This is a genomic window from Streptomyces sp., from assembly GCF_031178505.1.
Classification (GTDB): Bacteria; Actinomycetota; Actinomycetes; order Streptomycetales; family Streptomycetaceae; genus Streptomyces; species Streptomyces gulbargensis.
In genome coordinates, this window is record NZ_JAPSIW010000503.1 from 1 (window position 1) to 5,309 (window position 5,309).

Below are 5,309 nucleotides of genomic sequence, written 5' to 3' on the forward strand. Positions count from 1 at the left end.
CCGGGCGCCTGCGCGAGGGTCAGGAAGACGTCCGACATGGGCGCGGAGGTGAACCACTTGTGCCCGGTCAGCGCGTACAGGCCGGGCTCCCCGGCGGGGACGGCCCGTGTGGTGTTCGCCCGGACGTCCGAACCGCCCTGCTTCTCGGTCATCGACATCCCGGCGATGATCCCGCCCTTCTCCGCCGGCACCCGCAGGCCGAACTCGTACACGGGGGAGGAGAGCAGCGGCTCGTACACCTCGGCCAGCTCGGGCTGGACGCGCAGCGCCGGGACGGCGGCGTACGTCATCGAGACCGGGCACAGGTGCCCGGCGTCGGCCTGTCCCCACACGAACACCTTCGCGGCCCGCGCCACGTGCGCGCCCGGCCGCTCGTCGCGCCAGGGGGCGCCGTGCAGCCCGTGGCGGACGGCCACGCCCATCAGCTCGTGCCAGTACGGGTGGAACTCGACCTCGTCGATCCGGTGGCCGAACCGGTCGTGCGTGTGCAGGACGGGGGAGTGGCGCTCCGCGAGCCGCCCCCACTCCTGGGCCTCGGCCCCGCCCGCCCGCACCCCCAGCTCGCGCACCTCGGGCTCGGCCCAGCCGGCGCCCTCCCGGCGCAGCGCCTCCAGGAGCGCGGGGTCCGCGGAGACGTCGTAACCGGTCAGGGGCGGAACCTGGTTGGTGACCTCATGCGTGGTCGGCATCGGGAACTCCCAGTGCTCGCAGGGTGAAGGTGACGAGTGCGGGTACGGTGCCGGGCCCGACGGACCCCTCCGCCAGCGGCCCGACGAGCGCCTCGGCACCGGCGCCGACGAGCGCCGAGGCCGTGAGGACCGGGTCCTGCGGGGGCAGCTCGCCCGCGCGCACGCCGTCCCGCACGTGCGCGGCGAACACGTCGCGGAAGGCACGCCGGAAGACGAGTCGCTCGGCGTCCACGGCCGGGTCGACCGGCTCCGCGAGCAGGGCGTAGGCGAGGCGCGGTGACTTGAGGGCGCGCTGCGCGAAGGTCTCGATCACGGCCACCACCCGCTCGGCGGCCGAGGCGTGCCCGGGGTGCGCGGCCGCCGTGGAGACCGCGGCGACCTCCCGGCGCACGACGGTCCTGAACAGTTCGACGGCGAGTGCGGACTTGCCGTCGAAGTGGCGGTACACGCTGCCGGTGGCGATCCCGGCCCGGGCGGCGACGGCCGCCATCGTGCAGCCGGCGTAACCGTGCTCGGCCAGCAGCCCGAGCGCCGCCTCGACGACGGCGGCGCGCTGGGCGTCCAGCCGGGCCTGGACGGCGGGGGTGCGTCGGTAGGGCATGGAAGAAGTGAAGCAGCGATTCACTTCTTCAACAAGGGGACGGACGAAGGGCGCCTCCCCGGGTGGGGAGGCGCCCTTCGCCGGCGTTCGGTGTTCGGCGTCCGCGGTCCGGCGGCGCCGGTCAGCCCGTGAAGACCTCCGTCAGCGACCAGATCGCCAGGCCGGCCATGCAGACACCGCCGATCCGCTGCACGGTCTTGAGCGGGACGCGCTTGGCGATGAAGCGCCCGGCGACCAGGGCCAGGGCCGAGACGCTCGTGAGGGCGGCGAAGGAGCCGATCGCCGTGGACCAGGTGCCGTTGGTCGCCGCCAGGTTCGCCGTGGTGATCTGCGTCAGGTCGCCCCACTCGCTGATGAACACGGCCGTGAAGGCGGTCGAGAAGACCGGCCAGAAACCGGTGACCGTCCGGCCGCCCGCGTCGTCCTCGTCGTCGTCGTCCCCGCCGCGCAGCAGGACGTACGCCCCGAAGCCGAACAGCAGCGCCGAGACGAGCTTGACGGTCCAGCCGGGCAGCAGTCCCAGCAGACTGCCGGCGCCGACGGCGATGGCGACGTGGGCCAGGAAGGCGGTCGACGTGCCGAACCAGACGTACAGGGGACGCATCCGCGTGCCCATGGCGAGGGACGCGAACATCGTCTTGTCGGGAAGTTCGGCGAGAAAGATCAGCCCGAAGGCGGTGAGGATCGCCAAGGGGTCGAGGTGCATACCGGGGCTCTCTGCTCGGTCCGGGCCCGTGGACCGGCACGGCGCCTCGGTGGGCGACGGGAGGACCACTCGGCCCGGCATGACGGACCACGCCCGCACGGACGCGGACGCGGCTGTTGCCTGGCCGAAGGTCTCGCCCGTCCGCGCCGCACCCGGCGTACGCGGACCCGGTCACCGGGAACCCGGGGGCTCCAGTGTGTCGACGACCGGTTCGCGGGGCTACTCCCCTTCGCTGCCCCCGAGTGTAGCCGACCTGGTCACCGGGGCCCGGACGCGCTCAGGGCCTGCCCGCGCCACCCCGGCCGGGACATGGTCGAGCCGGGGTGAGCGGCTGCTGGCCCCCTGCCCCGCGCCACCCCGGCCGGGACCCTTCGCCACCCCGGCAGAGACCCCGCGCCACCCCGCGCGGCTCGGCCCGCCGGGACACGCCCGGCGTCGGCGGCAGCCCCCGGACGCCCGGCGCCCTTGCGTACGATCACCGAATGTCCACGGCCCGTCACCGGCGCCCGCACGGCGCGGCGACGCGCACCCAGTTCCACCTCGGTCGCGCTCTGCCCCTCCTGGTGCTGCTCCTCACCGTCCTCGTCGACCTGCTGACCCCCGACCGGGAGCGCTTCGACCGCTTCCTCGTCGCCGCGCCCGCGCTCGCCGCCGTCACCTGGAGCGTGCCCTGGACGATCGGCTTCGGCCTCGCGTCGATGGCCGTGCGCGCTCTGCTGGGTGTCCAGCGCGGCGAGGGCCTCGCCCCCGAGCTCCTCGTCTCCTTGGCGACGCTCGCGGGCGTGACCGCCGTCTCGGCGTGGGTCAGCCGGGTCCGCACCCGGTACGAGCAGGACCTGGCCGAGGTCACGGCCGTCGCCGAGGTCGTCCAGCGCGTCGTCCTGCGTCCGCTGCCGCCCCGGCTCGGGCCCGTGGAACTGCACCTGCTGTACGTGGCGGCCGCCGCCAAGGCCAGGATCGGCGGCGACTTCTACGAGGCCGTCCGGGTGCCCGGCGGAGTGCGCCTCATGCTCGGGGACGTCCAGGGCAAGGGCCTCGGGGCGGTCGAGACCGCCTCCGTCCTCCTGGGCGCCTTCCGCGCGGCGGCCGACGAGGCCCCCGGCCTTCCCGAGCTCGCCGACCGGCTCGACGAGGGCCTCGCCCGCTTCGGAGCCCTCGCCCCGGCCTCCGAGGCCACCGAACGCTTCGCCACGGTCCTCCTCCTGGAACTCCCCGAGGGCCGGGACGTCGTCCGGCTCCTCAGCCGCGGCCATCCGCCGCCGCTGCTCCAGCACGGGACGACCGTCACCCCGGTTCCCTTCGCCGAGCCGTCCCTGCCGGTCAACCTGGCCGGCCTGGCCGAGCCCGTCCACCGGGTGGAGGAGGTTCCCTTCGGCCCCGGCGACCGGCTGCTCCTCTACACCGACGGCGTCAGCGAGTGCCGCGACCGGGCCGGCGCGTTCTACCCGCTGGAGGTCCGGCTGCGGGCCTGGGCGGACAGACCGGCCGACGAGGTGCTCACGCTCCTCCACCGGGACCTCGTCACCCACTGCTCCGACCGCATCGACGACGACGTGGCCGCGCTGCTGGTGGTCCGCCCGCCCGGGCCCGGCTGACCCCCGGCCGCGCGGGCCCGCACGGTGACCGGGCCGGCCCGCGTCAGGAGCGGTACGGGGTGTTCGCCTCGGCCCAGTCCGCCAGGGCCCGCGCGCACCCGGCCACCGATTCGCGCCAGGTGCGCCCGGCGCCCTCGCCCGCTGCGTCGCTGACGTGCTTCACGATCCGCAGCGGCACGCCCGCGCGCTCCGCCGCCACGGCGAGTGCGTACCCCTCCATGTCGACCAGCGGAGCCAGCTCCGCGAGCCGGGCCCGGGCCGCCTCGTCCGAGACGAACAGGTCACCGGTGGCGAGCACGACGTCACCCCCGTCCGGGAGCGTCAGCGGAGGGCCGTACGTGCCGCCGTCGGTCAGCGCGGCGAGCGTCGCGCCGTCCAGGTCGTGCTGGACCACGGTGCCCACCACGTGGGTCCCGGTCCAGCCCGGCCGCAGCGCACCGGCCGTCCCCAGGTTCACGACCCCGGACGGCCGCGGACCCCGGGCGAGGACGGTCGCCAGCGCGGTCGCCGCGTTCACCTTGCCCATGCCGGTCAGCAGCACCGGCAGGTCGGTGTCCAGGTACTGGGCCTCCTCCTTGACGGCGAGGACGAGCAGGGGGCGGTCGGCCGCCATCTCTCCGATGAGTTCCATGGGGGTCACCGTAGTTCTCCCGCCCCCGCGGCCCGTCACCGGGACCGGCGCGGGCACCCCGGCCAGGACCGCGCCCGGCGCTCAGACCGGCGTCAGGCGGGCGATCAGAGCGGCCAGCCGGCGCGCGTTCCGGCACGCGTGCATCTCGACGACCCCGGCGTAGGCCGGGGCCGCCGAGTCCCCCGTGCCCCAGAGCGCCGGCTGCTCCGGGTTGAGCCAGTACACCCGGCGGGCGCGGGCCGCGATGAGCCGCAGCGCCGCGACGCCGGGATCGGCCCCGTTGGTGCGGGCGTCACCGAGGACGAAGACCACCGAACGCGGCCCGACGGCCCGCGCGTACCGCTGAGCGAACTCGCCGAGCGCGATCCCGTAGTCGCTCTGCCCGTGCCACCCCGTCACCGCCGCCTCCGCCAGGATCCGCTCCCCGAGACCGGCGGGGTCGGCCGCGCCGCGCGCGATCAGCCCGGTCACCTCGTCCACCCGGTTGACGAAGGCGAAGACCCGCACCCGGGCGAACTGCTCGCGCAGTGCCTGCACGAGCAGCATCGTGAACTGCGCGAAACCGGCCACCGACCCCGACACGTCGCACAGCAGCACCAGCTCCGGCCGCCCGGGCCTGCGCCGTCGCAGGGCCGGGCGCACCGGCACGCCCCCCGTGGACAGTGACCGCCGCAGAGTCCTGCGCAGATCGATCTCGCCGCGCGCGGCCCGCCGGCGCCGGGCCGCGAGGCGGGTGGCCAGCTTCCGCGCCAGCGGCCCCACCGCGCGCCGCAGCTCCTCCAGCTGCGTCCGCCCCGCCAGCAGGAAGTCCACCGAGTCCGCCGTCCCCGCGACCGCGCGGCGCGCGACGTGGTCCCGGCCCCGCCGCTCGGCCACCCGCCGCCGCGCCTCGGTGCGTACCCGCTCCCGGAAGGCCTCGATCCGGCGCCGGATCTCGTCGTCCAGGAGGCGGTCGGTGAACTCCGGCCCGTCCGCCGTGCCCGGCGCCTCCCGCAGCCGCTCCCGTACCCGGACGAGGAGCGTCTCGGGACGCAGCCGGGCGAGCGTACGGTACGAGGACCAGCCGTCCGAATCCGGGCCGGAGTTC

6 protein-coding genes are annotated in these 5,309 nt (G+C 75.7%); 1 reads left to right on the top strand and 5 read right to left on the bottom strand.

Going from position 1 to position 5,309, the window contains the following annotated elements; all coding sequences use genetic code 11:
* The 3 genes from RIF68_RS26345 to RIF68_RS26355 all read right to left on the bottom strand — a co-directional run.
* A partial coding sequence (locus RIF68_RS26345) for an acyl-CoA dehydrogenase family protein (protein WP_309053790.1) occupies positions 1 to 689 on the bottom strand: 689 nt, incomplete at its 3' end.
* Positions 673 to 1,290, bottom strand: a complete 618-nt coding sequence (locus RIF68_RS26350; protein ID WP_309053791.1) for a TetR/AcrR family transcriptional regulator — start codon at positions 1,288 to 1,290, stop codon at positions 673 to 675. The genes RIF68_RS26350 and RIF68_RS26345, both read right to left, overlap by 17 nt.
* 121 nt (positions 1,291 to 1,411) lie before the next feature.
* The gene (locus RIF68_RS26355) at positions 1,412 to 1,996 is read right to left on the bottom strand and encodes a TMEM165/GDT1 family protein (RefSeq protein ID WP_309053792.1); all 585 of its coding nucleotides are present in this window, start codon (positions 1,994 to 1,996) and stop codon (positions 1,412 to 1,414) included.
* Between the two features lie 482 nt (positions 1,997 to 2,478).
* On the opposite strand from RIF68_RS26355, the gene RIF68_RS26360 reads away from it, so the two are divergent.
* Positions 2,479 to 3,591: a PP2C family protein-serine/threonine phosphatase gene (locus RIF68_RS26360; RefSeq protein ID WP_309053793.1), complete on the top strand. Its 1,113-nt coding sequence runs from the start codon at positions 2,479 to 2,481 to the stop codon at positions 3,589 to 3,591.
* 43 nt (positions 3,592 to 3,634) lie between these two features.
* Here the strand turns inward: RIF68_RS26360 and RIF68_RS26365 are convergent, their stop codons facing one another.
* Together RIF68_RS26365 and RIF68_RS26370 are read right to left on the bottom strand one after the other, a co-directional pair.
* Positions 3,635 to 4,222, bottom strand: coding sequence for a nucleosidase (locus RIF68_RS26365; RefSeq protein WP_309053794.1), 588 nt, complete (start codon positions 4,220 to 4,222; stop codon positions 3,635 to 3,637).
* Positions 4,223 to 4,303: 81 nt separating this feature from the next.
* Positions 4,304 to 5,309 (bottom strand): VWA domain-containing protein (locus RIF68_RS26370; protein ID WP_309053795.1); only part of this gene is annotated, 1,006 nt, incomplete at its 5' end.